General features: G+C 34.1%; 5 protein-coding genes. 4 read left to right on the forward strand and 1 reads right to left on the reverse strand.

From position 1 onward, the window contains the following. The 4 genes from AC1DPQ_RS23735 to AC1DPQ_RS23750 form a co-directional block, all read left to right on the forward strand. Positions 1-202 (forward strand): hypothetical protein (locus tag AC1DPQ_RS23735; RefSeq protein ID WP_477611074.1); only part of this gene is annotated, 202 nt, incomplete at its 5' end. 346 nt (positions 203-548) lie between these two features. After that, positions 549-1,832 (forward strand): DUF2851 family protein, encoded by a 1,284-nt coding sequence (locus AC1DPQ_RS23740; protein WP_477611075.1) that lies wholly within the window; start codon positions 549-551, stop codon positions 1,830-1,832. A 52-nt stretch (positions 1,833-1,884) separates the two neighbouring features. After that, on the forward strand, positions 1,885-2,100 hold the full coding sequence (locus AC1DPQ_RS23745; protein WP_029277138.1) for a hypothetical protein: 216 nt from the start codon (positions 1,885-1,887) through the stop codon (positions 2,098-2,100). A 135-nt stretch (positions 2,101-2,235) separates the two neighbouring features. Beyond that, positions 2,236-2,454, forward strand: a complete 219-nt coding sequence (locus AC1DPQ_RS23750; RefSeq protein ID WP_047799560.1) for a PspC domain-containing protein — start codon at positions 2,236-2,238, stop codon at positions 2,452-2,454. Between the two features lie 139 nt (positions 2,455-2,593). Here AC1DPQ_RS23750 and AC1DPQ_RS23755 read toward each other — a convergent pair. Beyond that, positions 2,594-2,756 (reverse strand): ankyrin repeat domain-containing protein (locus AC1DPQ_RS23755; RefSeq protein WP_477611076.1); only part of this gene is annotated, 163 nt, incomplete at its 5' end.

Raw genomic sequence — 2,756 nt, forward strand, 5'->3', positions numbered from 1 at the left:
GGTTAGGGCATTAACAGTGGAAGAAAAACAAAAACTGATCAACATCTTAAAAGAAGAAAAGCAATTTGTTGTTGAAGAGGCAGCTGTTGCTTATGTAAAGAAAGATCAAGTATCATTTGATGAAAAATGGGCTCAAAGTATTTCTGCAGAAGAATTTGAGAAATCCGTCCATGAGAACATACAAAAACTGCCTTGGAAATAGCTGTAAATTTTCATCCTTCGGTACTCTTGTATTTTAATCAACTAATTGATAATTTGTTTTATGAGGGATACTTTTCCAATAAAGAAAGTGCCTTAAACTATGTTATCAAAAATAATCTATAATGTTGAAAGAACCATTCATAACAAAAAACATTATACCGCTCCCAATTCACTTCTAAAATTTGGAAAATATTATATTCATTTCAATATGAACCCAAATACAACATGGTATTTTGTATTTGAAAAAAGTAATAATAGGTATTTAATTACATACGTGTTTAATAATTATTCTACAGAAGCGAAAGATTTAAACTACAGATTTTAAAAATAATTTACTATCTTGAAGAATGAATTTTCCAGAAGATTTTCTTCATTATGTATGGCAATTCAGGTCGTTTGATTATAGCGGGCTGCAAACTACCGCTGGAGAAAACTTGAAAATTATCAATCCAGGCTTGTTAAACAAAAATGCTGGGCCGGATTTTTTTAACGCGAAAATCGAAATTGACGATACTACATGGGCTGGTAATGTAGAAATTCACCTCCGGTCGTCAGACTGGTTAAAACACAATCATCAGATTAATCCCGCTTACGAAAATGTTGTCTTACATGTTGTTTATGAGCATGATGCGGAAATAAAAAGAATAGACAATACTGTTTTGCCCGTTTTGGAATTAAAACAGCGTATCTCTGCCGATCTCATCAAAAAATACGAAAACCTATTTCTCACATTAACTGATTTTCCTTGCATTGCACAAATTGGAACGGTAGATCAATTAATTGTCGATTCTTTTTTATCAAGAACCTTAATAGAACGTTTCGAGCAAAAAACAAATGCTGTTACAGAAACCTTGAACGAATTAAATGGGAATTGGGATGAGACTTTTTACCGTTTTCTGGCGCGTAATTTTGGCTTTAAAATAAATGCCCTGCCTTTTGAGTTGTTTGCTAAAGCCGTTTCGCAGCAAATTTATGCCAAGCACAAAAATAACCCAAACCAAATTGAAGCGCTGGTTTTTGGTGCCGCTGGTTTTTTAAATGATCAGTTTGAAGAGGAGTACCCTAAAAAGCTAAAGGCCGAATTCCAGTTTCTTCGAAAGAAATACAATATTAAACCTATAGAAGTTTCGATGTGGAAATTTATGCGGATGAGGCCGCAAAACTTTCCTACAATCAGATTGGCACAATTTGCAGCGTTAATTGTAAAAGCCAACCATCTTTTTTCTAAAATTATCGAAATCAAAGATATAGCCCAATTGCATGCTTTGTTTGAAAACCTACCGGTAAACGATTACTGGAAAACACATTATCATTTTAAAAAAGAAACCTCTGGTGTAAATACGCAAATTGGGAAAACATCTGTTGATARTGTTTTGTTAAATACGGTGGCTTTGTTTTTATTCGCGTATGGTAAACACACGGGTACACAATACTATATTAGCAGGGCGATAAAATTGTTGGAGCGTTTGCCAGCTGAGCAAAATGCGATTACAGATAAATTTACCGGGGCAGGGGTGAAGATGGATCATGCATTTGCTTCGCAAGGAATTTTGCAGCTGAAAAAGCAATACTGCGATGAGAAAAAATGTCTATATTGTGGTATTGGAATTAAAATTTTAAAGCAGGCCTAACCAGATGCTGATTTCAAACAAAACTTTCTACCCTATAATCTGTTTTTAAATTATGGAATTTCCACACGAGCTAAAAGAACTATATCCTAATCAGATTATTGAGGTTAGGGGTAATGCCGATGCCTTAACTGTTATTTTAAACAAAGATGTCGATATCCATAAATTTAAGGCAGAACTGATCAAAAAGTTTTCAGGACTGGAAGAACAACAGACGCTATTTATTAAACACGAGGATAAACAGGATTTCGAAAAATTGGTTTTGGAATAATCGAGATAGAATATGCTATTGAAAATTTAACCGATTATTATTGCTAAATTAGAGTTTGGAAATCAAATTATGATTTCGGTTTCCAATGATTTTATCTTGTGGTATTGTTATTAAGATTTTTAAAATAAGCTTAAAATGTTCCAAAGAATTATAACCTATTTTGAACAACAGAGTTTTGGCGTTTCTACTTATTTGGCTAACAAGTTGAACATGAGCACAGCGAAAGTGCGTTTGTTTTTTATTTATTCGTCGTTTTTAGCGGTGGGTTTTCCAATATTGTTCTATTTTTTAGCGGCTGTTGTACTCGATATCAGGACGTATATGAAAAGAATGCGGTCGAGGATTTGGGAATGATTTCAGTTGGCAGTGCCCAATTTGCAGTTAACAGTACGAGTTTGTAGTATATGAAATGAAAACTGTGGACTTCAAACTGAAAACTGTTCAGTAGGCAGTTAACAGTATCCAGTTTGCAATTGATTAAACTGAGAACTGTCTAGTCATCGTCTCTTAAAATCTCTGCAATTTCATTAAAGCCTTTTTCTGCGGCTAAATCTGCAGGCAGTTTTCCGCCTTCCATGCGCAAAGAAACTTCTGCTCCGTGTTCTAACAATAAAATAATCAATTCTATATTTCCTAATTGTGCGGCGGTATGTAAG

The sequence above is a fragment of the Pedobacter sp. 01T416_2 genome (assembly GCF_056398925.1).

Bases quoted from the DNA above. Each gene is read 5' to 3' on its own strand.
- AC1DPQ_RS23745 (WP_029277138.1), top strand. From the start codon at position 1,885: ATGGAATTTCCACACGAGCTAAAAGAACTATATCCTAATCAGATTATT.
- AC1DPQ_RS23750 (WP_047799560.1), top strand. From the start codon at position 2,236: ATGTTCCAAAGAATTATAACCTATTTTGAACAACAGAGTTTTGGCGTT.